The sequence below is a fragment of the Prevotella sp. P4-119 genome, from assembly GCF_002251345.1.
Lineage (GTDB): Bacteria > Bacteroidota > Bacteroidia > Bacteroidales > Bacteroidaceae > Prevotella.
Map to the genome: position 1 here is coordinate 26,342 of NZ_NPJB01000045.1, position 23,102 is coordinate 49,443.

At 46.1% G+C, this 23,102-nt stretch carries 20 protein-coding genes and 4 pseudogenes; 13 read left to right on the plus strand and 11 right to left on the minus strand.

Going from position 1 to position 23,102, the window contains the following annotated elements:
• Positions 1–36: 36 nt before the first annotated feature.
• Together CIK89_RS04790 and CIK89_RS04795 are read right to left on the minus strand one after the other, a co-directional pair.
• A complete protein-coding gene (locus CIK89_RS04790; RefSeq protein ID WP_094390298.1) occupies positions 37–375 on the minus strand; it encodes a helix-turn-helix domain-containing protein in 339 nt (112 codons plus the stop codon).
• Positions 376–867: 492 nt separating this feature from the next.
• Positions 868–1,689 (minus strand): annotated as a pseudogene (locus CIK89_RS04795) (hypothetical protein); the annotation flags it as partial.
• Between the two features lie 280 nt (positions 1,690–1,969).
• Between CIK89_RS04795 and CIK89_RS04800 the strand changes: the two are divergent.
• Positions 1,970–3,220, plus strand: coding sequence for an ATP-binding protein (locus tag CIK89_RS04800; protein WP_094390300.1), 1,251 nt, complete (start codon positions 1,970–1,972; stop codon positions 3,218–3,220).
• Between the two features lie 3 nt (positions 3,221–3,223).
• On the opposite strand, the gene CIK89_RS04805 is transcribed toward CIK89_RS04800, so the two are convergent.
• From CIK89_RS04805 to CIK89_RS04825, 5 genes and pseudogenes are all read right to left on the minus strand, one after another.
• Positions 3,224–3,955 (minus strand): DUF5045 domain-containing protein, encoded by a 732-nt coding sequence (locus CIK89_RS04805; RefSeq protein WP_094390301.1) that lies wholly within the window; start codon positions 3,953–3,955, stop codon positions 3,224–3,226.
• Positions 3,956–3,976: 21 nt separating this feature from the next.
• Entirely contained in the window at positions 3,977–4,705 is a 729-nt protein-coding gene (locus CIK89_RS04810) for a hypothetical protein (RefSeq protein ID WP_094390302.1), read from the minus strand.
• Entirely contained in the window at positions 4,692–5,672 is a 981-nt protein-coding gene (locus tag CIK89_RS04815) for a hypothetical protein (RefSeq protein WP_094390303.1), read from the minus strand. The genes CIK89_RS04810 and CIK89_RS04815 overlap by 14 nt, the downstream gene beginning before the upstream one ends.
• Positions 5,597–7,252, minus strand: a complete 1,656-nt coding sequence (locus CIK89_RS04820; protein WP_094390304.1) for a hypothetical protein — start codon at positions 7,250–7,252, stop codon at positions 5,597–5,599. The genes CIK89_RS04815 and CIK89_RS04820 overlap by 76 nt, the downstream gene beginning before the upstream one ends.
• Positions 7,245–8,801: pseudogene (locus CIK89_RS04825) on the minus strand (TraG family conjugative transposon ATPase); the annotation flags it as partial. The pseudogene CIK89_RS04825 and the gene CIK89_RS04820, both read right to left, overlap by 8 nt.
• Positions 8,802–9,549: 748 nt before the next feature.
• Here CIK89_RS04825 and CIK89_RS04830 point away from each other — a divergent pair.
• The 3 genes from CIK89_RS04830 (at position 9,550) to CIK89_RS04840 (ending at position 11,661) form a co-directional block, all read left to right on the plus strand.
• Positions 9,550–9,990, plus strand: coding sequence for a retropepsin-like aspartic protease (locus tag CIK89_RS04830; protein ID WP_048316574.1), 441 nt, complete (start codon positions 9,550–9,552; stop codon positions 9,988–9,990).
• Positions 9,991–10,704: 714 nt separating this feature from the next.
• Positions 10,705–11,385, plus strand: a complete 681-nt coding sequence (locus tag CIK89_RS04835; protein ID WP_049129570.1) for a UpxY family transcription antiterminator — start codon at positions 10,705–10,707, stop codon at positions 11,383–11,385.
• 39 nt (positions 11,386–11,424) lie between these two features.
• Entirely contained in the window at positions 11,425–11,661 is a 237-nt protein-coding gene (locus CIK89_RS04840; protein ID WP_080975713.1) for a hypothetical protein, read from the plus strand.
• Here the strand turns inward: CIK89_RS04840 and CIK89_RS04845 are convergent.
• Positions 11,661–12,650: pseudogene (locus tag CIK89_RS04845) on the minus strand (IS1380-like element ISBf11 family transposase); the annotation flags it as partial. The gene CIK89_RS04840 and the pseudogene CIK89_RS04845 sit on opposite strands and share 1 nt — an antisense overlap.
• Positions 12,651–12,850: 200 nt before the next feature.
• Here CIK89_RS04845 and CIK89_RS04850 point away from each other — a divergent pair.
• Entirely contained in the window at positions 12,851–13,690 is an 840-nt protein-coding gene (locus tag CIK89_RS04850) for a nucleoside phosphorylase (RefSeq protein ID WP_229032463.1), read from the plus strand.
• A 27-nt stretch (positions 13,691–13,717) separates the two neighbouring features.
• Positions 13,718–14,500, plus strand: a complete 783-nt coding sequence (ant(9), locus tag CIK89_RS04855; RefSeq protein WP_197065809.1) for an aminoglycoside nucleotidyltransferase ANT(9) — start codon at positions 13,718–13,720, stop codon at positions 14,498–14,500.
• Positions 14,501–14,739: 239 nt separating this feature from the next.
• Here ant(9) and CIK89_RS04860 read toward each other — a convergent pair.
• Positions 14,740–16,025: pseudogene (locus CIK89_RS04860) on the minus strand (IS1380 family transposase).
• A 165-nt stretch (positions 16,026–16,190) separates the two neighbouring features.
• On the opposite strand from CIK89_RS04860, the gene CIK89_RS04865 reads away from it, so the two are divergent.
• The 5 genes from CIK89_RS04865 to CIK89_RS04885 all read left to right on the plus strand — a co-directional run bounded on the left by CIK89_RS04865 (position 16,191) and on the right by CIK89_RS04885 (position 19,488).
• Positions 16,191–17,789 carry an ABC-F family ATP-binding cassette domain-containing protein gene (locus tag CIK89_RS04865; protein WP_094388430.1) on the plus strand — a complete coding sequence of 533 codons (1,599 nt, stop codon included), beginning with the start codon at positions 16,191–16,193 and terminating at the stop codon, positions 17,787–17,789.
• A gap of 118 nt (positions 17,790–17,907) precedes the next feature.
• Positions 17,908–18,432, plus strand: coding sequence for a flavin reductase family protein (locus tag CIK89_RS04870; protein WP_094388448.1), 525 nt, complete (start codon positions 17,908–17,910; stop codon positions 18,430–18,432).
• 11 nt (positions 18,433–18,443) lie between these two features.
• Positions 18,444–18,845, plus strand: coding sequence for an FKBP-type peptidyl-prolyl cis-trans isomerase (locus CIK89_RS04875; RefSeq protein WP_094388429.1), 402 nt, complete (start codon positions 18,444–18,446; stop codon positions 18,843–18,845).
• Complete coding sequence (locus tag CIK89_RS04880) at positions 18,845–19,222, plus strand: rhodanese-like domain-containing protein (protein ID WP_094388428.1); 378 nt, start codon at positions 18,845–18,847, stop codon at positions 19,220–19,222. Before CIK89_RS04875 ends, CIK89_RS04880 begins: the two co-directional genes overlap by 1 nt.
• On the plus strand, positions 19,219–19,488 hold the full coding sequence (locus tag CIK89_RS04885; RefSeq protein WP_094388427.1) for a DUF1294 domain-containing protein: 270 nt from the start codon (positions 19,219–19,221) through the stop codon (positions 19,486–19,488). The genes CIK89_RS04880 and CIK89_RS04885 overlap by 4 nt, the downstream gene beginning before the upstream one ends.
• A gap of 19 nt (positions 19,489–19,507) precedes the next feature.
• Here the strand turns inward: CIK89_RS04885 and CIK89_RS04890 are convergent, their stop codons facing one another.
• Positions 19,508–20,089, minus strand: coding sequence for a hypothetical protein (locus CIK89_RS04890; RefSeq protein ID WP_094388426.1), 582 nt, complete (start codon positions 20,087–20,089; stop codon positions 19,508–19,510).
• 196 nt (positions 20,090–20,285) lie between these two features.
• On the opposite strand from CIK89_RS04890, the gene CIK89_RS04895 reads away from it, so the two are divergent.
• Together CIK89_RS04895 and CIK89_RS04900 are read left to right on the plus strand one after the other, a co-directional pair.
• Positions 20,286–21,815: an AAA family ATPase gene (locus CIK89_RS04895; RefSeq protein ID WP_094390305.1), complete on the plus strand. Its 1,530-nt coding sequence runs from the start codon at positions 20,286–20,288 to the stop codon at positions 21,813–21,815.
• The gene (locus CIK89_RS04900) at positions 21,808–22,974 is read left to right on the plus strand and encodes a hypothetical protein (protein WP_094388424.1); all 1,167 of its coding nucleotides are present in this window, start codon (positions 21,808–21,810) and stop codon (positions 22,972–22,974) included. Before CIK89_RS04895 ends, CIK89_RS04900 begins: the two co-directional genes overlap by 8 nt.
• On the opposite strand, the gene CIK89_RS13480 is transcribed toward CIK89_RS04900, so the two are convergent.
• Positions 22,926–23,081 carry a hypothetical protein gene (locus CIK89_RS13480; RefSeq protein ID WP_153093198.1) on the minus strand — a complete coding sequence of 52 codons (156 nt, stop codon included), beginning with the start codon at positions 23,079–23,081 and terminating at the stop codon, positions 22,926–22,928. The two genes, CIK89_RS04900 and CIK89_RS13480, sit on opposite strands and share 49 nt — an antisense overlap.
• Between the last annotated feature and the right edge of the window lie 21 nt (positions 23,082–23,102).

Below are 23,102 nucleotides of genomic sequence, written 5' to 3' on the forward strand. Positions count from 1 at the left end.
TTCTAAACTCTGATACATACGACTGAAGTTTAATGATTATCGATTCTGTTTACCCAACATCTGCATGTGAAGACGAGCTTCTTCTGCTATCTCGTCAATGGAATCTTCTCGATTCTGACGAACCCATTCCAGAAGGTCAGACTTCTCAAAGTAGATCATCTTGCCGTTAGGACGGTAGAATGGAATGGTGTGCTCATGTGTCATCTTGTACAGAGTAGAACGCTTCATGCCGAGGAATACTGCTGCCTCTTCAAGTGTCAAAGTCTCCTTGGCAGGGATGAGGAGATTTTCGAGAAACGCCATGCGCTTCTGTAGGTCAGCTATGTTGCGCTGTGCCTGAGTGTCCTGTGCGGACTTGTTTGTTACATTATTCATTATTATCCTGTTTTGATTATTCGATTAAAGAAAGAGCAAGTGTCACGAACGAAACGTGATTGAAATCTGGGTGCAAAGTTAATGCGTTGATTCCTAATCGTTATAAATTGCATATCCAGGCACATCAGAAATTTGAGTAGTTTAACTTTCGAGTATGATTTTACGCGAATAATCATACTATAAACCTCGAATTTGTTGTGATATGTGGTATTTGCTTGGATGTGATTTCGTGGATTAAATCCTGACTGGCTTTAGTACGAAATACAAGAATCCAACATTCGAGACGTGATAAGTATAGTCGTTAAAAAATAATCGTAACAAAGTGCGCAAGTTTGAATAAAAATTGCTATCTTTGCATGTAGAAATTGGTGTCGTGCAACAATTTTGATTTGTTACGAGTATATTTAACATTTTTTTGTTGTTAGTTTGTTACGTAACAAGGTTTCTATTGAAAATGGGTATTGATTTACAAATAGTTACACGATTTTCTAATCCTACAAAGTAGAACATTGCACCGTAGAAATGAACAGTGAGATACCTCGTAATCCACTTCGCCCAGGCTCCCTCCCATTTCGGCAATAACGAAAAGGCCCATTGCAGCGGCCCGAAAATAGTCAGCATGCCCAACAAGATCTGCTGACAGAAGATTGTCCCCCACCAGCCAATGCGGAACACCACAAGCGACAGTAGCATGATTATCTTATCCAGTCCTATCATCAGACCCGTATAGGTACTTTGCAGATAGAACTTACAGGCTTTCTTCTCCGAGTCCGTCAGCGTCTGGTAGCCCACATACTGCGTGATGTCCGAGACTCCAGCCTTCTGCATTCCGTCCACGGTCACCTTCGCTATCGCCATATAGTGGTCGATGCTGTCCTGACGCTGTTTCAAAGGCTCATGCAGATTATCAAATTTCTGCTGTACCTGCGCCGCCTCTATCTCATAAAGGTCATGTGTATAGGAGCCGATACAGTTAGGAATATAGGCCAGCACGCCCAAAACCGATGCCCCGCTGCCTCCATGAGGATACCACCAGAACATCACAATGGCAATGGCCAGTACCCGTAGCACCTTCAAAACGTCGAACGGCTCGCCCTTCGTCATCATCTTATACGCCATGCCCGCCGCCATGATGATGGCAAACATCGCTCCCAGGGCCATGCAACACTCCAGTATCCACCAGAACGGCCCGCTTGCTCCGATAAACGTTGCATCCGTCAGAAACTCGTTCGTCTGGAAGATGACATCGTCTATCTCCTCGTCGAACATGTCAATGCCTATATTGTTGACGATACTATCGACAACCTCCGGCATCGCGCCTGCCTGCAACATAATATTTGAAACTCCCATTTCGCTTTTTTGCTGCGAAAGTACTGCTAAATCCAGAAACAGACCGCCACAAGAAATTTTGTTCCATGAATTAACAACTCAAGAATTTCGCCCCACCAACCGAAAAAGGTCACTTTGATTCGTTAAATAAACCAAATTAAAAGCAGATTTCCTTAGTTTGTTAATTGTAATTTATAGAAAATAGCTAATTTTGTAAACCCAACTTTATAAAAAGCGAGGAATCTTATAAACTAAAGTTTAAAAAATGAGTATCAGCAAAGACATAATCAAGCAATGCTTGATGAACAAACAGAGAGAGATAGACGAAGCGGAAATCATCAACCGCCCCATCGAATTCGAACCCAATGGCAACTATGTCATTGTAGGAGTGCGTCATGCTGGCAAGTCATACATGCTCTATCAGCGTGTACGCCAACTTCAGGCAGAAGGAAAAGGCTGGGACGAAATTCTCTTTATAGATTTTGAGGACGAACGTCTGGCAGAATTTCAGACAGAAGACTTCAACAGTCTGTTGGAAGCCCATCTGGAACTATACGGCAAGAAACCAATAGTTTTTCTCGACGAGGTACAAAATATCCCATATTGGGATAAGTTCGTGCGTCGCCTGGCCGATGCCAAATACCGTGTCTATGTCACAGGAAGTAATGCCAAAATGCTCAGCAAGGATGTGGCCACTACCCTTGGCGGACGGTTCTTCATCCTTGATGCCTATCCTTATTCGCTGAAGGAATATCTTACAGCCCAGCATGTGGAACTGAAAGAACACTGGCAGTACGATAGCGTCCAACGCAGTGAGGTCAAGCGCCATCTGAGCGAATATTTCTACTATGGTGGTCTGCCGGAGATCATTTCTTTTAAGAACAAACGAGCCATGCTGTCAAGCCTCTATCAGAAAATATATCTAGGCGACATCTGCGCACGAAACAAAATCAAGAACGAGAGGGTAATGAACATTCTCATCAAGAAAATGGCGGAAAGCGTCAAACAGCCCTTGTCGTTCAACAGACTTAAGAACATCATTGTCTCTACAGGCAGCCCCATCAGTGTGCCAACGACCATTGACTATGTTGATTTCACCGCCGACAGCTGGCTGGTACTGCCTATGGAGAACGAAGTGGGCAAACTAACCGAAAAGGAAACGCAGAAGAAATACTATTTCATAGACAACGGACTGCTGAACTTGTTCCTCACCAATCCTGACACTTCATTGCTCGAAAACATGGTGGCCATAGAACTTTGTCGTAGGTATGGCAAAGATAACGTGTTCTATCTGAATGTAGATAAGGAAATAGACTTCCTGGTGCCTGATGCCAAACTGGCCATCCAGGCATCATACAGCATCAGAGAGCAATCGACAAAAGACCGCGAGATACCTCCCCTTGTCAAATACAGCAAATCTCACCCAGACTGGCAGTGCTTCCTTATTTCCTACGATGAAGAGACTACTGAGGATGGCATCAATGTCATTCCTGTGTGGAAATGGCTGCTTAGTTAAGCATCATTCCCCTATCCCACCGCCAGCGGCCATAGCCACCTTCCAACGGCCATGAGCGGAACGGCAGATAGTCGTGATGTTGGCACGATGGGGCGCAGGGGCTGAGCCGGAATTGTTTTTCACCTCCTTCAGCTTGCGGAGATAGAGGATATACTCACAGACCTCTGTGTTCTTCAGGAGGATGTCCTTGTAGATGGCCAGATACTGTTCCTTGCGCTTACCCTGTGGCATGTAGGCATCGCGCACAGCCTGAAGTCCACAGTTGATGGCATTGTAACGCTCCAACCAAGTGGTGTAGCTATGCGCCGAGCCGCCCTCCAGCGTGATACGCTCAATATTGCCCGTCAGAACGGAGAGCTTCGACTCTATCTTTCCCCGCTCCACCAGCCAGGCAATGTCTGTCAAGCCCGGTGTACGGTCGGCAATGTTCTTGGCTTCCACACGCATACGCTCCGTCAAGGCTGAATCGAGAGCTTCGGCATGGGGAACCTCTTGATAGAGCGTGAGGTTCATCTGACTGCGGAAGAACTGCTTATTGGTCATCATGGCTCCGTTGCGGTAGTTCTTATGCAGCACATCGTAATACCAGTCGGGTGTGAAACTGCCCGCACCTGTCTCACCAATGGTAAACTGGTTCATCACCGACTCATCATGATTATAGGTCACTGACTGAGCCATCACAGAGAGCGGCAGCATCGCCGCCAATAACAAAACATGATAATATAATCTCTTCATATCGGTAGCTAATAATTCACTTTAATACCCGACTTCCTCCGCCACCCGTTTCCACCGCGAAAAGGCATCGTTGGCCATCTCACGGATGGTTTTCGACATATAGAGCGTCCGTTTGAAGTAGTTCAGGCGGATGGTGACGTAGCGCGAGACGACATAATAGGTGTGGTCGATGCAATGGCGGATGTTGTCAAGCGACTCATTGATCTGCCCCAACACCGTAAGCAGGCCCTCAGTCGTAATTTGTCGCGCACCAACAGCGTACTGCGCCAGTTCATAGAGGCTGTTCGTCAGCTCACGCCCGTCAACCAGCACCTGATTGACGGCACGATCACAGGCATTGATGATGATGGTGTCAGACGAGACGATATTGCCTCGCAGCGTCAGCTGGGTAGTGAACCGCTCCAGTAAGTCCTTTAACTGCGTAATACGGTCAGAGACATCATCGTAGGTGTTCTTGACGTTCAGTACCGTCACACCGCCATTGTAGATGACATCGATAATGTCGAAGCATTTGGTGTATTTGTCGAGCTTCACGTTCAGCGAGTCGTAATCCACATTGGCCTCACTGGAATACTGGTGCAGCAGTTCATTGGCCTGCTCCACACCGCTACGGGCCATCAGTACACTGCGGATGCGCTTGTGGTCGTCTATCAGGGCTTCTACAGACAGGAAGTCGAAACTGTACTGTGCCCGCACCATCGTCGGCACGAGCATCAGCAACATCAGGAATATCTTTTCAATCTTCATCATCTTCTACGATATAATCACCACGGGCCACAGCAGAAGCGACATTACGCCAATGCCGGAAACTGCGGCCACCGATGCGGATGCGGTCTGTACCACTGAGAACGGTTATACCCAGCTGTTGCTTCAGGTAGTCGAGCATGGTCTCGCGGCTGCGCATGAACTTCTCAATGAGTATGAGTTGAGCATAGATTTTCGAGAGACGGTAGTCCGCGTCACGCGCAATATTCAGACGGTCACACGTCCATAAGAGATGGATGGCATCTTCATCGCCCTCCGACTCAGCTGGGCTACTATAGGCGTAATTGGCTTCGACAGTACAACCTGGATGGTCATTCATGATTTCATGCAACTGCTGGTTTACCAAATCGGCTTTCTCTGCATCGCTCAACTCAGGATCCAGCTCCATCATATCCACAATCTGCGAACTGGAATAGTTGGCGGTCAGCGTCCAATGTACGGCAAGGATGGCACGGTGGTAACGGATGCCGAGGAAATGGCTCTCACCACGCTCCTTGGAGAGGTCTGCCTGAAACGTCACCTCGCCACTGATATTCGGAACATTTCCATGACGAATGAAGCTCCAACCCTGCCATGAACCCGCATCCGTCCACATGATATTGTAAGCTGTCTCTATCTCGTGCATCACGGCAGGAATACGGTAGGTGCCATCGCGCTCATCGGCAAAGTCATCTATTAACTCCCTCTTTGCATTCTGGTACTGGCTCAACTTCGACTGCGCATTGCTCAACTCTGCTTTCAATTGGTTAATCTTCGTGCGGTTGGCATTATACTGCGCCCGAAGGGATGCTGCTTCTTCAACACTCGCATGACTAATCTGTGCCAACAGGTTGTCATTCTCCACTTCAAGTGCATGAATCTGTTCCTGCAGACGGGTTACCTCGCTACCCCATGTACTAATGCCCTCGTCCAACTCTGATGTGTCGGCACCGCCTGAGAGCGTTGTCTCCATAGCATAGCGCTTGGAATCTTCGTCGAGGGCATGACGCTGATTGCCGTTTTCCTTCCATGAGCCAAATTTCCTTCACCAAGTTTAGCCTGGTCGTGGCACTCCATGGTAAAGCTGACCGTTGAGCAGCCACGCATCCTTACCTCGTCAGCAGCCTGATAATAGTTCTTGCGATCCTTCCCGATTCGATAGACACGCCCCTCCTCGTTGTCGTTAAGCTCAGCAAGTTTTGCATTGAACTTCGCTTGCATGGCCTGTTCTGCATCGTACTGCGAGTCAAAGGTTTCCTCGTACACTTCCTCATAGACATTCCAAGTCTTATACACATCAATGTAATGTGCGTAGGAAAAGGCCGTCGTTCGACCTGACTTCGATTTATAGATACGCGAGGATGACATATAGTTATAGAAGGCATAGTGATACTTCGAATCACTGCTATTGAGTTCCTGGCACCGTGCACGGCTCCATCCTGCATAGCTCTCAGAGTTTCGCAGGGAGTTCTCGTAGTCGGCAGTAGTGTACTGATAGTTGGCATCAGACGTACCAACACGATACCACTCACCACCATACATGATGCTCTCACTGTCTGTAGGTGGAGCATAACTGCACACCTGCTCACTACCTGAATCACGCCAGTAGATATACCATCGCTGGGTATAATAGCGACCCTGCATCTCCTGAAGGTAGTCGCTGATATAAGAAGTTATGTTATAGCCGTCAAGCGTAAAGAGGTTGGCCACACCAGTACTGTCCGTCGAGAGAATCTGCTGCATCACCAGATCCTTGATGTTCGAAGGATCAGAAAGCGTCTCATACATATCCTTGAAGTCATGATAAAGCTGGAGTATTTCGCCGGGCCTTGAATGAAAGACACCCCCTACCCTGCTGGCATTCGTCCAGACACTATCAAGCACGGCTCCACCACCAGAGACAATTGCCCCACCAGCTGTCATGAGTCCTTCCAAGTCCTCTTCCAGATCTTCCTTCGTTAAACCATCACCGAAGTCAGCCAGATGATCCCACATGGCAGTCCAGTCCACCTCACCAAGTTTGGTAAGGTCGAACAGTCCTTTCAGATTATCGTTGATGGCCAGAAAAGCGACGTCCTGAAACGACACTTTCCCGTTGGCCACCACTGTCTCGAAGGTCATACAAAGCTGTTTCACCTGCTCACAGGTGCGAAACAAATATGGTCCCCAATAGATGGCCTTCTCTGGGTTCCTGACAGCAAGTGCTGCCACATCCAGAATCTTTGGCATTATCTGAGCACTAACCATCGTATAGATACGCTTATAATAGAAGTTCTCCTCGGCATCACCGAAGAGTCCGGCATTCTGAAGAGCCTTCCTGTCGAGCCACTTCGATGCAAAGATACCTGCTGTAGAAACCTCCGCATTGGTATAATGGTCGAGAATCTTCTGCACGTCCTCGCCGTTCATCATCTCTGTAGCCGTCTCTGCAGCATAAGCAGCAGTCATAGCAGCCGTAGTCTTCAGATCGATATTAACACTGTACCATCCCCCTGCAAAGAGGGGGACGGTCAGCATCTGGAAGAATATAATGAAAAATGAAACCTTACGCATGTATCATCTGCATTTTAGGTGGCAGGTTCAAAACCTTACCCTGTTTATTTACAAGTTGTGCAAACTCCAGCGACTTACCGATACCACTGCGTTCCCAATCGCGCACAAAGGCCTCGATAGCCTGCTGATGGTTACAATTCAGCTCTCGCCGATAGAGTTTCAACGCCTCTTTCTCAGCCTTCTCCGTCGTATAGCTCATATAGCATTCTCGCGGTTCCTCGATGCCAAAGACATCACCCTCAGTGCCTCGTTTGATAAAGACCTCCTTGAACGGCGAACGGCCTACCTTGTTGTCAAGACGGTTAATCGTGAAGATCTTCTTGCAGTCGATATCTGTCAGGGCCAGTGTGGCCTTGATGTCATCGAACTTATCCTTGAACTTGCTCTGGTCGAGCAGCATGAACACGTCGGAGTTGTTGATGATGGCCTCCTTGACGATAGGAGAAGAGGTGATATCCTGAATCTCCTGTGTCACCACACCGACCATTGCCCAATGCTTTCGGGCCGTCTTATACAGGTACTTGATGTACTCTGCCATGACTGGGGTGGCGATGGCTTTCCATGCTTCCTCAATGACCAGACACTTGCGCACCTTGTTCTTGATACGCATCTTCTGGGTGAACACGTCCATGATGATGAGCACGATGATGGGGAACAGCACAGGGTCGTCCTTCACCTTGTCTATCTCAAAGACGATAAACTGCTCATCGAACAGCGAACCGTCCATGTCATTGTTCAGAGTATATTCCAATGCACCGCCACGATAGAACGGCTTCAGGATAGCTGCAAAGTCATTGATCGGGAACTGGATGCTATCCTCATGGATAATCTGAGGAATACGCTGACGGGCAAACTCGTAATAGCTGTTGAACGACAGTTCCCGGACCCGTAAGCTCTTACGCTGCTGCTCACGCTTGGCAATCTCGCGCTCGATCTTTTCCAAGAACTTGCCCTCGACAATCTCAGGAGTCAGTCGCTGCAACTGGTTCCGGGCAGCATTCTTCTCTCCCTCCGTACTGGCTGCGTCATCAACCACGGCCTGCAACTTCTCAGAGAGTCGGCTGTTACGCTCATACTTCGCACGCTCTTCTTCCGTTACGTCGTAGGAGCCAGTACCGTTGCGCGCCTGCAGCTCTTCCTCGTATTTCTCATACTCGCCATTGCTCTTGGCCGCAATCACTAGCGTCTGATGGAGTTCTTTCTTCTCTTCCTCGGAGAAACCCTCGAAAGGAGTAAAATACTCACGATAATACTCGATGATGGTTCGCTCAATGATATACTGCTCAATCTTCGTGGGCTGTTGACTGCCCTTGAAGATGAGAAATATCAGCGACATCAGGAAGTTCTTCTTCTCACCGAAGTTCTGGAGGTACTCCGTCTCAGTCACCTTGAAGGGATTCATGGAGATGGGCTTTTCCTTGCTATAAGAGATATATGTTCCACCGAAATAGCTGCACAGCCCCTCATAACTGTCACCTGTATCGACAATCACCACATCGGTATTCTGCTCGTAATACTGACGCACGACTGTGTTCATGTGGAAGCCTTTTTGTATTTCCTAACACGCTGAGCCACAGCACTCTCTTAAAAACAACAAATTCAAAACGGTACAAATTTTGAACAGGGGAAATCTATAGTTCAAGGCACTCGGCAAAGAGAAAAAACTATGACAGGGGCAAAAAGCAGTTTTAAGATTATTTATGAAAATATTTTGGGCAATTTTGGCTGGTTGCTATCCAAAGAGCGCATTTTTGATGAAAAGTCCCACTTTCATCAGCCATAAAGAGTGAGACGGTCGAAAAAGAAAAAGAGGGATGAGAGAGCCTTCTTGGTGGCTTCAACATTGGGCGAAAATGGATGTCTTGTACCTCAGTTGTATCTCAGTCGGCATATATTGCTGATAGACAATGCAGGTTAATAATTCGGCGGCAATAGAATAGCGTTTGAAAGACGTATTCATTGTTTAGTAGTTTTCCTGATAAAATGTTAAATTTAGGGTAGTTAGATTAGTTTTTCTTCCAATTGTTTGGTTTTTTGGAATTGAATGCCTACCTTTGCATTGACAAATCCCGCTCGCTTCCCATAAGAACAGCGTACCCAGCGGGACATTTTTTAAATTGTAGGTATATGAAAGTTATAAAGAACAAGACAATAGATTTTGCAACCGCAGTTCAGGCTCCCGTCATTAACGGAAATAGAGCTGCACGGACAGGTTATGTCCGTTTGGTTCGCCTTATCACTGACGAGCCTGTTCCTCAACAAACTTCATATACGGGAAAAATTGAGTTGAGGTAGGAATGGCTGTATATACAAAAGAATACGAATCCCAGCCAGAGGCTATTCTTACAAACGTCATTATCTGTCCAGCCGTAGATTTGTCGGCAAACGTGGCTGTTCCTGTTCATTGCCAAGTTGAAAATGTATTGTGGGACACAGGAGCGACCAATACATTGATTTCACAGGAAGTTGTAAATGCTTTAGGGTTACAACCGAAGAACAAGGCTCTTATTTCGAGTGCAGGAGGTGATGTCGAATCCTGGACTTACCTTGTTCATGTTATCCTTCCAACAGGAACAGCAGAGTTGAATGTTCAGGCTCTGCTTAACGACAATTCAGACTATGATGTGGTGATTGGCATGGATATTATAAATTCATGCGACTTCTGCTATACAAACAAAGACGGCAAAAGTACATTCTCCTTATGTCATCCAGCAAAGGAGAAAATCATTCTGAAATAAACCAGCCATAGGCTTTCTTTCAAGAAAGACATGTGCGACAACAATAATGACAGATGTGACATTCGCATCTGTCTTTTGCTTTTTACGCCAATAAGAGGCCATTTCCTTACACAAAATATACGAGATTTGAGCAAGACTTAGTTAATTATGGTTAAATTTAAGGTTTATACATACTTTTCCATAACAAAATGAGGTTGTATTGAGATTTTCTTTGTACTTTTGCAGCGGACTATTATCGCCATGTTTATAGCCATTGAGGTTAGACGTGTTCTTTCGTGATGGCATACAAGGCAGCCTACGCCGTGCTGAGTATGGCGGAGTCATAATGACAAAGCGGTACAAAGCGGGCATTGGGTGGGAAAGATAGTCCAGACATAATGAAGGCGTTTACTAACGCTCTGTTTAAGACAGTCTGTAATCTAGCAAATTAACAGTTATCATAGTCTTGAGCAAAGCCAACGGTAGATGTCCCGGGTGTGATAATATCGCTCCTGCGGAGACCTGTAAGCACGGATTGTACCTTTTCGGGCACAACAATTGTTTATTATGGTCTCCTAATGGAAATGATTATTCATATCGGCGTGGGCTCTGACGTTGTCTGTTCAACTATGATAGGCAATTGCTAGAGCCTCAGACTGTGGAATAGACAACAGACGTTTCCACGCTCTTTTTATGTCTATATTGCTATTAACGAGCAACGACATATAAGCCGATATGAACGCATTGCTTAATGCGCATACCAAACGAGGTTGCGATTCACCTCCTCACATTGGATTTGCCTCCAATGTCTCCCCCGAAGCCCAAAGCTCACAAACAGGGGTGTCCTCGGAATATGTCCAGCAGGAAGGTTACAACTGGTTTGTTCTTCGTGCTACTTATAACAGGGTAAATGCAGCCGTAGAGAAAGCAAAGAAGAATGATATTAAGACATACGTGCCGATGCACTATGTACTAAAAGTGATTGCTGGGAAGAAGAAGCGAATACAACAGCCTCTTCTTCCCAACTTTCTTTTTATATACGCCACAAGGGAACAATCAGACAGTTTTGTGAAAAAGACAGTTGATGCCCCAATCTCTTTTATAAAATATTATTTGGATAAGACGCTTCCTCCAGAGGCAAACGGTAAAAATCCTCCGCTTATTATACCATACAATGCAATGATAAATTTTATCAAAGCAACAAGTACTGATAGTGAGCATGTACGCATTGTTACAGCGGAACAGTGTCACTATAAAAGTGGAGATAAAGTACGAGTAATAGCTGGTGACTTCAAGGGAGTGGTTGGAAAAGTTGCCAGAATAGCAGGACAACAAAGAATTGTTGTTGAGATCTCGGGATTGTGCCTTGTCGCTACTGCGTATATTCCTACTGATTTTATTGAGATTGTCAAATAATGCCGAAAGGCATATTGTTTAATTTAAATTTTTTATTTTATGAAGAAAAATGGTAAGAATGAAGAACTTCAGTCTCGTCGTGAGTTCTTTAAGAGAGCCGCTAAAGGTGCTCTGCCTATTTTGGCTGGTGCAGCTCTCCTGTCAAGTCCTATCTTGTCAGAAACTGCAAATGCAATGTCATGCGCAGGATGTAACAACCGTTGTATGAACAGTTGCTTCAACACATGTCATGGTACTTGTAGCAGAACTTGCTCCGGTACAAACAACAGAAACTAATCCTTCCCTCCACGGAGGTTATAGAATTCGACAATCTCTTTCTCGGAAGACTCGTAGTCATTTGTAAGGATGCAGCGGTAGGTGTATTCTCCTTCCCACAGGTCGAGTTCGCCGTCTATCCGCTTCTGTCTTTGAATCACAAGACGGTATGCCTTCCCTTTCCATTTCTCGATGAGAATGGAGGCCAGCTCAAACTCAATACCGCCCAATTTCACTTTCTTCCAACCTCTGAGGGCAAAGATGTCATTGTAGAGCGAACTGCATCGGTTGGCACGGATATAGAAGGTCTTGCAGTGTTTAGCAATCTCTTCCACTATCTCTTCAGAACACGAGCCGCAATCAGCTCTGAAACGGTTGATAATAAGCTTGTTCTGTTCAAACCTTTCAAAGAACCTCTTCAGCGTGTCCTTCTGGTGGAAACGGACATTTGTGTTGCCGTCGCTGTTCTCAATGCCGACAATCAAGTCGCCAATAACTGCCACGCCAGGGCGATAACCAAGGAACTTCTTGTATGTAGGCTTCGCATCATACTTCTCAGCCTCTATGAACTGGTGGTCGAAGTCAACGTCATACCCCTCGCCCTCTTTCAGCTGCCCTGTGGACAATAGGCAATTGAGGAGCAGTGTATTCAGCTTGTCTGCCGTGTTGAAGTCGTAGGTCTTGCCAGTGTCGGATGTGTAGGAAATGTTATCCTGGGTCAGTTCCTTTATGGCTCTGAGAATCGTGTCGGCACTGCATGTGCGAAGTGTCGGATGAAGCGAGAGGTGATACATCAGATGAGTGGTGACATCCTCGATGCATGAGCCGCCACAGAAATAAACGCTCATAAGCGAACGGATGATTTCGCTGTATTGATAACCATACAGCCTGCATCTCATACCGAGGGTTGAGTCGATTACAGATGAGAGCTTGGAATCAAATTGCTCCATTATTGGAAAAATACCTCCAAAAGGAGAGAGTTTCTCAGATTTTATTGCTACCTTTGCCATGTCTGTCGGGTTTGATACATATTTTGATTTGCAACACTAAGATAGGTGAAAAATCTGACATGGCAAAATCCTGAGCAACTTTTTGTTGCTCAGGTACTTATAAATAAAGTTAAATCAAAGTGTTGCGGAATTAAGGGATAAAAGATAGCTTCACGAAAAAATATACTCAAAATACTAAGAGTTTATTGATGTATAGCCAAATGAAAAAAGTAACTTTGCAAAAAATAGATGCAGAAAATGTGAGAAAGAAAATTTTTATTGGAGATGATAGTATGGCATTAGTAAAGCACGATTATCCTATTTTGGAATACGATACCGCATCAAAAGCAATCTTTCAGCCGGGAAATGGGAAAAAGCACTTCCCTAAAAAAGCCGTATTTGCATTTTTGGGGGATGAAGTGGAAAAGTATGCACATGCCCACAGTGGAATACAGATAGATGAATTTGAGAGTGCAACAAAATTATATCCCATCTATGAATGCTTTCATAATCAGGAAAGGATATGTTTATGTCCGGCTCCGGTTGGGAGTGCTGCTGCTGTCCAGATTTTAGAGTATTTAATAGCAGGAGGTGTGACAGAAATTATTTCTGTCGGTTCCTGCGGTGTATTGGAAGATATTCCGGAGAACAGATTCTTAATACCCGTTTCTGCATTGAGAGATGAGGGAACTTCTTACCATTATCTTCCGCCATCCAGAGACATAAAGATTTCAACAGCAGGAATAAGTGCAATCAAATTTGCTTTAAATCAAAAGAAAATCCCATATTTGGAAGTCAAGACATGGACAACAGACGGTTTTTATCGAGAAACACTGGAAATGGTGCAATACCGCAAAGAGGAAGGCTGTCAAGTAGTGGAAATGGAATGTTCTGCACTGGCTGCATGTGCAGAATTTAGAGAAGTAATATGGGCTATGTTGCTTTTTACAGCCGACACGCTCTCGAATCCTCATAAATACCAAGAACGGAAGTGGGGAAAAGCAAGTGTATCCACCGCCTTGGAACTGGCATTTGACGCTGTTGTATTAATCAAAGAATAAAGGAAACAAATCTATATGGAAAATACAATGAACAATCGGAATGAAATCCCACAACAAGTGAAGCAAGTCGTTTCCATAGCAGAAACCCTATTGCAGGGGCAGATATTGGGAATGTATTTATATGGCTCTGCGACAATGAATAAATTGCGTCCGGACAGTGACATAGATATATTGATAATAACCAGACAAGAATTGAATCTGTCAACGAAAAAGGAGTTGACCAAGCAATTATTGGAAATTTCCGGCTTCGTAGGTTGCGCCGAAAAAAGACCATTGGAGATAACTGTCATCCATCAAAAAGACATTATTCCGTGGCAGTTTCCGCCCAAATGCGAGTATATGTATGGGGAGTGGCTTCGGAAAGAGATGGAAGCCGGAATGATTCCGCAGGCGTGTTTCGACCCTGATATAGCGATTCTATTATGGCAGGCGAGAAAAAGTAGTATGACGCTGAAGGGCGCAGATTGCAAACAACTTATTCTCCCGATTCCGTTCCGCGAAATACAAAAGGCTATTCAATTTTCTCTACCCGGTTTGATTTCCAATGTTAAGGGAGATGAAAGAAATGTGCTATTGACGCTATCCCGCATGTGGTTTACATTAGAAACCGAAGACGTGACAACGAAAGATGTTGCTGCGGAGTGGGTGATTCCCCAATTGCCGGAAACCTTTTCTTCCCTGTTGAAAACGGCAAAGGAAGCCTATTTGGGAAACCTGTCTGACGAATGGGAAACAATGGAAAATGAAACGCTCGCGCTTACCGGGTTTATGAAAGGTCGGATTGAAGAATTGCTTAAAGCCAAAGGGTAAAGCAAGCAAAAGCAAGAATATCCCTACAATAAATAAACCGTTTGAAATGGTGCTGCCTCTTTTACAATAACCTAAAATCCGCAAGCAATCTCAATGGCAATCTCAATTGCAGTAAAGAGCTTGAACACTATGCATCATGATAGTATGAGCGTGAATTTTGTCCGATTTGTGCATACCTTCCCCTTACCCCACAATGCGACTTGAGGCAATACGCAGATTAAAACCATAAGGAACGGACTTTATCCGAATCCAGTTTTGAAAGGTCTTGCATAAGCCCGGTTTTCAGTATAGATATTCAGCACGTATTGCCTTGCTGTCATGATCCACTTGGCAGGTACGGAGATGAAGCTGAAGACAAAAGCCTTTATGCGACTCGTTTCCTTGAGCCCGAAAGCCTTGGTGTCAAGCTTGCTAATGATGGTCTTATAGAAATTGTGTATCAATGCCGTAAGCAGAAGGAATACGGTGTTCTCTGACATGAACGACTTGGGGAGCCTGTTCCAGCCGAATCCGTTGTTCATATCATCGAATATACGCTCTTTGCCCCCACGCTTGTTGTAAAATTCGACGATGTCTCTTGTTGATGAGTCATAATCGTTGGTAAGAATGCATCTGTAGGTGTATTCACCTTCCCACAAGTCAAGCTCTCCATCCATGCGCTTTTGTCTCTGAATGACAAGACGATAGCACTTGCCTTCCCATTTCTCAACAAGAATGGAATTGAGTTCAAACTGGATGCCGTTAATCTCCTCCGTCTTCCATCCTCTCAGAGCAAAGATGTCATTGTAGAGCGAACTGCATCGGTTGGCACGGATGTAGAAATGTTTGCAATGCTTCTCTATCTCACTGACGATTTCCTTCGAGCAGGAACCGCAGTCTGCCCTGAAGCGATTTACACGGATGTTCTGGGATTCCAGAAGAGCGAAGAATCTCTTATGGGTGTCTGCCTGATGAAAACGCACATTCGTGTTACCATCGCTGTTCTCGATATAGACTATCTTGTCACCGATAACATATACGCCAGGCCTGTAGCCGAGGAACTTTTTGTAGGTCGGTTTTGCATCATACTTCTCCGTTTCAAGGAACTGATGGTCAAAGTCAACATCGTATTCCTCAATTTCCTTCAACTCGCCTGTAGAAACCAAAGCGTTTATAAGCAATGTGTTGAGTTTGTCTGCAGTATTGAAATCATAGGTCTTGCCCTTATCGGAAGTATAGGAGATGTTTTCCTGTGTCAGTTCCTTGATGGCTCTGAGGATGGTATCAGAGCTGCATGTACGAAGGGTAGGATGATACGAGAGAGGCGCATCAGTTGTGACGTTACATCTTCCACGCATGAGCCGCCACAGAAATAAACGCTCATAAGCGAACGGATGATTTCGCTGTATTGATAACCATACAGCCTGCATCTCATACCGAGGGTTGAGTCGATTACAGATGAGAGATTGGAGTCAAATAGCTCCATTATTGAAAAAATTCCTCCAAAAGGAGAGAGTTTCTCAGATTTTATTGCTACCTTTACCATGTCTGTCGGGTTTGATACATATTTTGATTTGCAACACTAAGATAGGTGAAAAATCTGACATGGCAAAATCCTGAGCAACTTTTTGTTGCTCAGGAACTTATAAAGAAAGTTAAACTAAAGTGCTGCGGAATTAAGGTTTTATATTATCATCAATAGCAAATAGTTATGAGTCTACAAGTACAAGGCTTGTCGTACATCCATCCCAATAAAGACATACTGTTCCAAAACATTAGCTTCTCTGTAACTTCGGGAGACAAACGCGCCATTATAGGGAATAATGGCATAGGTAAATCGACACTTCTAAAGATATTGGCTGGCAGACTTGCCCCGTCGGCCGGTACAGTGCTGTGCGATGACCGTCTCTATCTCGTTCCTCAGCATTTTGGTCAATACAATGATCAGACAGTGGCAGAAGCATTAGGCCTTTCGAAAAAGCTTCAGGCACTGTCTGCCATCTTGGGCGGACGAGGGACAGAGAATGACTTTGCTGTTCTCAATGACGAATGGGACCTTGAGGAACAGATATTAGCTGCCTTCACTAAATGGGGCATAGACTATATTACTCCGGATATGTCTCTGGCCTCACTTAGCGGAGGGGAGAAGGCCAAGGTGTTTCTTGCAGGAATCGAGATATTCAAGCCTGACATGATCCTGATGGACGAGCCTACCAATCATTTAGACATGAAAGGCCGGGCCCAGCTCTATGACTTTGTCCAGAAGACGAACAGCGCCACAGTCATTGTCAGTCACGATAGGGCTTTGCTGAACCTGATGCCGGGCATCTTTGAGATGTCATCCACTGGCATGCAGTTCTATCCAATGAACTACTCTCAATACAAGGAGACTGTTGATGCAGAGTATGCCGCTAAAGTCGCAAGTCTTCAGAACGAGCAGAAAGAACTGAAGAAAGCTGAGAAATTGGCACAGAAGACCATGGAACGGCAGCAGAAACATGCCTCAAGGGGAGAAAAGCACAGTGCAGGACAGGGTATAGCCCGCATAGCCATGGGGAACAGACGTGACAGCTCGGAAGCAGCAACCTCTCATCTGAACAAAGTTCAGCAGGAGAAACTGCAAAGGATGAGTCAGGAGGTACATGAGATACGGGCATCCATCAGCGATGACAAATCCGTGAAAATCAATATCAGCAATTCTGATATGCATGGAAGCAAACGGCTGATAGAAGCTGATGGCTTAACTTACAGATACGAAGGGCGGAATGTCTTATGGCAGGATGATCCATTGAGTTTTTCAATCTCAAGCGGCGAGCGGATCTGGCTTCAAGGTGATAACGGAAGTGGCAAAACTACATTGCTCAAACTGATTGCAGGTTCCTTACAGCCCACCACTGGAAAGATATGGCGAAGAGGTTCATTGAATATCTTGTATCTCGACCAGGAGTATTCCTGTATTGACAATGACAAGACCGTATATGGTCTGCTGGAAAGCTGCAACAGTAAGAAGCCCGAGCATGAACTGAAAATGCTTCTCAACCGCTTTATGTTTACAGCTCAGACGTGGGATAAGAAATGCGTATGCCTGAGTGGCGGCGAGCGGATGAAACTGGCCTTGTGCTGTCTGCTCATCGCAGAGAAGGCTCCGGATATCATCATCGCTGATGAGCCGACAAACAATATAGACATCTCCTGTATGGATATATTGGCTGACACGTTGAAGAATTATATCGGGACATTGCTCATCGTCAGTCATGATGAACAATTCATTCATGATATTGGCATCAAACGGATAATCAGTATTCATTAAATCTTCTTTATGAACACTAAAGCAACGGCAAGAAAATATTAATTTTAGCTATCATATTTTTCCTTGTCAAATGAATGTTGTAATTTTGACATCGATAAACAAAAGAACTACGAATATGTTGAAAGAAGTTAGCTATAAGGATCTGAAGTTCAATCCGTTCAGACTTATCGGTGATGAATGGATGCTGGTAACCGCCGGGAATGAGAAAGACGGCTGCAACACGATGACAGCCTCATGGGGCGGTATCGGATGCCTGTGGGGTCACAACGATCCGGTGGCGACCATTTACCTTCGCCCGTCGCGATACACGAAGGAGTTTGTTGACAAAGAGGATCATTTCACGCTCTGTGTCATGGATAAGTCGTTCAAGAAGCAGATGGCTTATATAGGCTCTGTGTCGGGCCGTGATGAGGACAAGATAGCAAAGACAGGTCTGACACCAGTCTATGCCAATGGTACTACCTACTTTGAGCAGGCAAAGCTCGTGCTTGTATGTAGGAAAATGTATGCCCAGGAACTCAAGGAAGAGGATTTCTTCTATAAGGAGACTGTGGATCAGAGTTACCCTCAGAGAGATTTTCACACGATGTACATCGGCAAGATAGAGAAGGTGCTTGTCCGCGATGATGAATACCTCGGCTGAGGTCATGAGCTATGAGCAAAAAGACAGAATACAAGCAGAAGAATGAGCGGTTTATGCTTGATCTTCAGAATAAAGAGGGCATTCATAAGTTGCCGAAAGGGATATTGTATGAGGTGGTGGCTGCGGGTAGTGGAAGTCAGCATCCCGGCCCTCGCAGCATTGTGACGTGCAACTATAAGGGTTACCTTATCAACGGGCATGTCTTTGACGACAGTTGGCAGCGTGGTTATCCTGAGGCTTTTCGGGTAAGCGACCTCATTGAGGGCTGGCAGATAGCCTTGCAGGCCATGACTCCTGGGGACAAGTGGAAGATCTACATTCCTTATCAGATGGGTTATGGCATACGGACGGATGGTGACATTCCCGGCTGTTCTACGTTGATATTTGAGATGGAACTAATAAGTATTGCATAATGAAGAAGATAATTGCTCTTTTGCTTGGTTTGCTTGGCCTGACAACCAATGCCAGTGCACAGTCTGACAGTATCAAGACTGTTGATGCTGCTCAGTTCGCAGAATTCATCAAGTCTGACTCCGTATTCCTTGTAGACGTCCGCACGGCTGAGGAGTATGCTGCCGGACATATCCCTAATGCCAAAAACGTTGATGTTCTGAAGTCAGACTTCAAGGATCGAGTAGAAACTTTGTCCAAGAATAAAGAGATTGCAGTCTATTGCCGTTCCGGCAAGCGTAGTCTCATGGCTGCCAACACCCTTGCTAAAATGGGATATAAGGTTATCAACCTCCGTGGCGGATGGAAGGAATGGCAGCAATTCATTCAAAAGAAATGAAGGAGTTCAGCATATATTTGCTCATTGTCAACATCTTTACCTTCATCGTATATGGTGTTGACAAGCTGAAGGCCAAGGAACATTGGTGGCGCATCTCCGAAGCGACACTGCTGTTTCTTGCTGTCGTAGGCGGCAGTGTCGGAGCATGGGTAGGAATGAAGGTGTGGCATCATAAGACGATGCACAAGAAGTTCAAGTATGGAGTGCCTATCATACTCCTCCTGCAGGCGGTACTCTTCTGCTATATCGAATATAAATGCCATTAGGAGGAGGCTGAGGTACAGATCAAAGGGCTGCTTCCGTCTCTCTTACAAAGTCTGCACAGAAGGTGACCTTGCCGTCATACTCCTTTACGAGTGGTATGAACAGCATGCTGCTATGCGACTTTGGGTCAGCTATCAGGTAATGTTCAGGCTTGTCGATACCCTTCAGAGCACTTTTGATTGCCGTACGAGTTTTTGAGATGGCATTATTGAAGAACTGCTGGAATGTCTCATCAGACTTCGATTCAAGCTTAGCGATATCGAAGTTATTATACAGGACGCAGCCCACATTGTAGTAGTTGTCCAAATGATCCTGTCTGACACTGCTCCGGTTGATGCCGTTCTTTGCCATGAGCAGGAGTATATAGAAGATCTTGGCACTGCGTTCCTTGAAGTCTACAACATGACGGCTTCCGTCGCCGTCGACAATAACGACATCATACCTTCCTCTTACACCTCTGCCAATGCTGTTTTTTACAACCTCAATGGTACACAGTGGCTCGGGGCTGGCATCCCGGAGCATGTAGGCGAGCAATGCTTTGTCCTTTTCTTCTGGAGTCATGTTCTTGATGCGGTTAAGTAAGATAGTCTTAGTGTCTGTCATGGTGTCGATCGTTAGTATTACTACCACAACTATAGTGCTATTTATATAATAGCGCGCAAGTTTTATACGTATTATTTCTCAAGACGCTTTATTTTGAGGCCTTACCATTGCTGATAATTCAGAAATTGTGTATCTTTGTAAAAGCATATATAGTATTGATAGGTAGAATTTCATTGAGTTCGGGACATAAATCAGTATGATAAAGAAACGGATAGAACAGCTTCTCGATGCACTGAACAAGGGCATCTATGAGAAGGAAAACGAGTTAGCCTTGTCACTGTTGGCAGCTGTGGCCGGGGAGAGCATCATCCTGCTTGGCCCTCCGGGTGTGGCAAAGAGCATGGTGGCACGAAGGCTGTCGAAAGCTTTTGCCGGTGCCCGCTCTTTTGAGTATCTCATGTCGAGGTTCTCTACGCCCGACGAGATCTTCGGTCCCGTGAGCATCAGTAAACTGAAGGACTCCGACGATTACGAGCGTGTCACCGAAGGCTATCTCCCTACAGCCGATGTCGTCTTTCTCGATGAAATATGGAAAGCCGGACCGGCGATCCAGAACACCTTGCTCACGGTTATCAACGAGAAGGTCTTCCGTAACGGCAACCGACTTGTCAGCCTGCCGCTGAAACTGCTCATTGCAGCCAGCAACGAGCTGCCGGCACAGGGCGAAGGACTGGAGGCGCTTTGGGACCGTCTCATCATCCGCCTGGAAAGCAAGAGCATCAAACAGGACGATAACTTCGACAAGATGCTGCTGGATGATGGCAACGAGGAAATCACTGTCCCTTCTGAGTTACTGATAACCAATGACGAATATACCAACTGGCATAAGAGAATCAGTAAGATTGGCGTGAGTCAGGATGCCCTTCATATCATCCATCAGATCCGCAAGTCACTGCAGTCCGTTGCCATTGATGGTACCGATGAGCGCCGGTCCGTTTATGTCAGTGACCGCCGCTGGAAAAAGATCGTCAACCTGCTTCGTACGTCAGCCTTCCTTCAGGACAGAGAGTCGGTGGAGCCGGAGGATCTTCTGCCGGTTTACAACTGTCTGTGGCAAGAGCCGGAGGAGCGGGATGAGATACGGCGTATCGTCATCCGTGGAACCTTCATGTCCTTCAGTGAGCGCTTGGCGAAAATGAAAAAGGCATTGGGGGGAGATATCAAGATTGCCCGGGCTGCAAGAGCAGCCAACCGCATCTCCAGTCGAAAGATCGAGCGTGATGCGGATAAGAAGCTCTATGATGAGTTCTATTACAAGCTTGTCGGTTACCCGGAGGGTGACTGCTATATCATGGCCTGCGACTATCAGAGTCTGCCACAGCATGGTACGGATGAACTGGATATGGAGGGTATTCTTTATCAGGACAGCAAGCGTAAGAACGTTAATATTCTCCGCACCTATGACGGCTCCTTCGGTGCTCCGCTTGGTAGTGCTCCCGTCATGCTCAACCGTGATGACGACCATGTCTATATTCTCGGTGACTGCTATGCCATTGAGAAGACGAAAGAGATGAAGCTCCCGTTAGGGGCAGAACTGCAGGACATCGGACGCAACTACGAGCAGGAGATAGACGCTCTCGCTGATGACCTGAAGGAAATGGAGAAACGTATCAGCGACAACCTCTTCATTGCCGAGGACGACAAGAAGAGAGTGGGGGAGTACGTAAGGGAAATCTATCGTGATGTAGCATTCACGCGACAGGACACACAGAAGCTCTATGACTGATTTATCTGATCATCTCAAGCTGGAAGACAGTGACATGCTCACTGCCGGAGAGAAGTACTTTGCACGGTTCACGCAGAACTACAGCGGGAACAGCAAGGAACTGTCTTATTACTTCAGCATGCTCAACTATTTTTGTGAGACCGGAGAGATAGCCGGACAGGGAATTGCATGGCCCGAAGATGAGCCGTGGCGCGAGTACAAAGACCCGATGCTGCAGTATCTTGCCAGACTGATGAGTGATCCGGAGGTGAAGGTCCGAGTACTCTCGAGCCAGATGTGTGTCAAGATCTTTTTTACCACAGTAGGACGGTTTATTGTTGATTGCATGCACCACCAGGCGTTTCTCTCACAGACAATGCGTGTCGAGGCAAATAAGATGGGGGAGGTGGAGAATCTGAGTCAGGGAAAACAGGATCATTGGCAGAAATGGATTTCTTCCATCGGTGAGAAACATGAAGACGATGGCTTCGACGGTGAGTTCTACAGGCGTATGTTCAGTGATCAGATAACTCAGGAGAAAAAAGACAAGCTGCTTGACGACTGGGGCAAGAGTATCACCGAGCATCTAAGGCAAGAGGAAGAAAAGCATATTGCCGGACGCGGCACCAATATGAAGCAGAATCTTCAGCGGATGTTCGAAGATGTCCACAAGACGCTGAAAGACGAGAGCGTCAGCGACGAGCAGGCTGTACAGGCATGGAAGATGATGGATGGCAGGTGGTCGGAGTCTGAGTTTATGCGCCGGCTGAGTCTTATCCGTTTGCAGGACCGCTATCCGCAGCTTCATGAGGCTGTGATGAAGTTGGGACGTGTGGCTGACAGCAGCGGCCGCGACCGTCTGGCTGTGAATGAAGGCAGCCGAATGAAGATCAGTCACTCCTCGGGCAGCGACATTGAGGGTATTACTATTGGCAACGACCTGAACAGTCTTTTGCCGATAGAACTCGCCACCTATGCCGACAAGGACATGGAGAATGTATTCTATTATCGCTATACCCGTCACCGTCTTCAGACATTCGACTACAAGTCAAAGATGTCGAAACCGACCCGCAAGCTCAGTTTCCAGTCAGCCCGTCGGTTGGCTGCATTTTTTCTGTGTGCAAGGATGGTCTATTCGCCACCGATGGAGGGGCGGTTAGCACCGCTCGCCTCCAGATAGTCGTTTACTGCGTCACGCATGGTGAACTCTCTCATGCCTGTCTTTGCCCAGTAGATAAGGGCATCAACAGCGGCTTTTCTTGCCTTGCTGTATTCGTTGTCTGTCATGATTCTGATGTTTTGAGTTTT

Coding starts and splice junctions, on each gene's coding strand:
- CIK89_RS04830 (WP_048316574.1), top strand. CDS start 9,550: ATGGCTGTATATACAAAAGAATACGAATCCCAGCCAGAGGCTATTCTT.
- CIK89_RS04810 (WP_094390302.1), bottom strand. CDS start 4,705: ATGATGAAGATTGAAAAGATATTCCTGATGTTGCTGATGCTCGTGCCG.
- CIK89_RS04865 (WP_094388430.1), top strand. CDS start 16,191: ATGAGTCTACAAGTACAAGGCTTGTCGTACATCCATCCCAATAAAGAC.
- CIK89_RS04880 (WP_094388428.1), top strand. CDS start 18,845: ATGAAGAAGATAATTGCTCTTTTGCTTGGTTTGCTTGGCCTGACAACC.
- CIK89_RS04805 (WP_094390301.1), bottom strand. CDS start 3,955: ATGAAGAGATTATATTATCATGTTTTGTTATTGGCGGCGATGCTGCCG.
- CIK89_RS04840 (WP_080975713.1), top strand. CDS start 11,425: ATGAAGAAAAATGGTAAGAATGAAGAACTTCAGTCTCGTCGTGAGTTC.
- CIK89_RS13480 (WP_153093198.1), bottom strand. CDS start 23,081: ATGACAGACAACGAATACAGCAAGGCAAGAAAAGCCGCTGTTGATGCC.
- CIK89_RS04800 (WP_094390300.1), top strand. CDS start 1,970: ATGAGTATCAGCAAAGACATAATCAAGCAATGCTTGATGAACAAACAG.
- CIK89_RS04875 (WP_094388429.1), top strand. CDS start 18,444: ATGAGCAAAAAGACAGAATACAAGCAGAAGAATGAGCGGTTTATGCTT.
- CIK89_RS04890 (WP_094388426.1), bottom strand. CDS start 20,089: ATGACAGACACTAAGACTATCTTACTTAACCGCATCAAGAACATGACT.
- CIK89_RS04820 (WP_094390304.1), bottom strand. CDS start 7,252: ATGCGTAAGGTTTCATTTTTCATTATATTCTTCCAGATGCTGACCGTC.
- CIK89_RS04895 (WP_094390305.1), top strand. CDS start 20,286: ATGATAAAGAAACGGATAGAACAGCTTCTCGATGCACTGAACAAGGGC.
- CIK89_RS04885 (WP_094388427.1), top strand. CDS start 19,219: ATGAAGGAGTTCAGCATATATTTGCTCATTGTCAACATCTTTACCTTC.
- CIK89_RS04790 (WP_094390298.1), bottom strand. CDS start 375: ATGAATAATGTAACAAACAAGTCCGCACAGGACACTCAGGCACAGCGC.
- CIK89_RS04900 (WP_094388424.1), top strand. CDS start 21,808: ATGACTGATTTATCTGATCATCTCAAGCTGGAAGACAGTGACATGCTC.
- CIK89_RS04850 (WP_229032463.1), top strand. CDS start 12,851: ATGAAAAAAGTAACTTTGCAAAAAATAGATGCAGAAAATGTGAGAAAG.
- CIK89_RS04835 (WP_049129570.1), top strand. CDS start 10,705: ATGAACGCATTGCTTAATGCGCATACCAAACGAGGTTGCGATTCACCT.
- CIK89_RS04815 (WP_094390303.1), bottom strand. CDS start 5,672: ATGGAGACAACGCTCTCAGGCGGTGCCGACACATCAGAGTTGGACGAG.